The sequence below is a fragment of the Acidovorax cavernicola genome, assembly GCF_003581445.1.
Map to the genome: position 1 here is coordinate 1 of NZ_QXMN01000199.1, position 1,529 is coordinate 1,529.

The 1,529-nt window shown below is 57.7% G+C and carries 3 protein-coding genes and 1 pseudogene; all 4 read right to left on the reverse strand.

The genetic code is table 11. The annotated features are described in order from the left end of the window. Nucleotides 1–101: 101 nt before the first annotated feature. Nucleotides 102–443: a copper-binding protein gene (locus D3H34_RS32450; RefSeq protein WP_066691662.1), complete on the reverse strand. Its 342-nt coding sequence runs from the start codon at nucleotides 441–443 to the stop codon at nucleotides 102–104. A 51-nt stretch (nucleotides 444–494) separates the two neighbouring features. Then, nucleotides 495–632, reverse strand: coding sequence for a DUF411 domain-containing protein (locus D3H34_RS34965; protein WP_255523784.1), 138 nt, complete (start codon nucleotides 630–632; stop codon nucleotides 495–497). Between the two features lie 16 nt (nucleotides 633–648). Further along, the gene (locus D3H34_RS32460; RefSeq protein WP_119558843.1) at nucleotides 649–1,140 is read right to left on the reverse strand and encodes a cupredoxin domain-containing protein; all 492 of its coding nucleotides are present in this window, start codon (nucleotides 1,138–1,140) and stop codon (nucleotides 649–651) included. Nucleotides 1,141–1,173: 33 nt separating this feature from the next. Further along, nucleotides 1,174–1,529, reverse strand: a pseudogene (locus D3H34_RS32465) (copper oxidase); the annotation flags it as partial.

Consider the following 1,529-nt stretch of genomic DNA (forward strand, 5'->3'; position numbering starts at 1 on the left):
ATTTTTGACATAGTGCTCTCCTTCTGCAGATTACAAAACCGTCGCAGTCAGCAATCAATAAATCCATCCGCGACGACACAGCACGCTAAAGCAGCGTGTTCTCACTGAGCGGGCTGAATGTCTGTGACAACCATCTTCCCGCCCTCGTTGACGACCATGAACTTGACCTTGTCGCCAGGCTTCACGTTGGACAACAGGCTCTTGTCCTTCGCGGTGAATACCATGGTCATACCGGGCATGTCCATGTGCTTGATTTCACCGTGCTTGATGGTGACCTTGCCGTTGTCCAGATCAACTTTCTTGATCTCGCCATCGGTCAGGGATGCCGACTGTGCCGCTTCTGTCTTGCCAGGCTCCATGCTTGCCTGGGCAAAGCTGCTCATGGGCAGCGCTATGCCCACGGCCACGGCGGAAATGGCAAGAATTTGTTTGATGGTGTTCATGATGACCTTACGAATACATGTTGAAAATTTCTGCTGATCCATCTTTCTGAATCAGCAGCGCTTGAAGGGGGTGCGCCGACCGCTGTAAGCCGGCCCATTCGTGCCCGGTAAGCCCATCGGCATGGCGGGCACTGCCAGTCCCAGCGCTCGGGGCTTTTTCTTGAACATGACGCGGACTTCTTGTTCCAGGCTCTACGGTGGCGTATTACTTCTTGCCAACCTGGACAGTGCCCTTCATGCCGGCCTCGTAGTGGCCAGGCATCAGACAGGCAAAGTTCACGCCTCCGGCCTTGGTGAACTGCCAGACGATTTCGCCTTGCTTGCCAGGCTGCAGCGTCACCTTGCCGGGTTCGTCGTGCTCCATGTCCGGGAACTTCTTCATCTGTTCCAGGTGCTCCAGTAGCTCCTTCTCGGTGCCCAGGCTGAGTTCGTGCTTGACCTGTCCGACGTTCTTGACAACGAAGCGCACGGTTTCGCCCTGTTTGACCTGAATGTTCGACGGCGTGTAGCGCATGTTGTCGCTCATTTCGATGGTGATAGTGCGACGGGCCTTGGCGGCGACGCCGGGTTTGCCAATGGCTGTCTCACCCCCGTCACCGTGGCCACCTGCATGGTTGCCGGCAGCGAAGGCTGCCCCCGATGCGGCCAGTGCAGCCATGGCGAAGAGTTGAGAAATAGTGGAGCGCGTGAATTTCATGGATGGTCTCAGGTTGAAAATTGAAGGAAAAAATCAATGCGCGCCATGCGATGTAGGCTTGCGCACCTTGACTTCGGCGGCGTTGCAGGCTTGCGAACGCGCGGCATGGACTGGCCGCCCTCTGCGCTGAATCGCGCGGGCTCGGCCATCGGGCCGGTGTACTCATGCGCAACCGTGCCTGCCGGATGCTTGAACCAGCCGGGGTCTTTGTAGTCGCCGGGCTTCTGCTCCCTGCGCACTTTGAGCACGCTGAACATCCCGCCCATCTCCACCGATCCGAACGGCCCCTGGCCGGTCATCATGGGCACGGTGTTGTCAGGGATTGGCATCTCCATCTCGACCATGTCAGACATAACGCGTTCGCCCATGACCATGTAGTCCGGGATGAG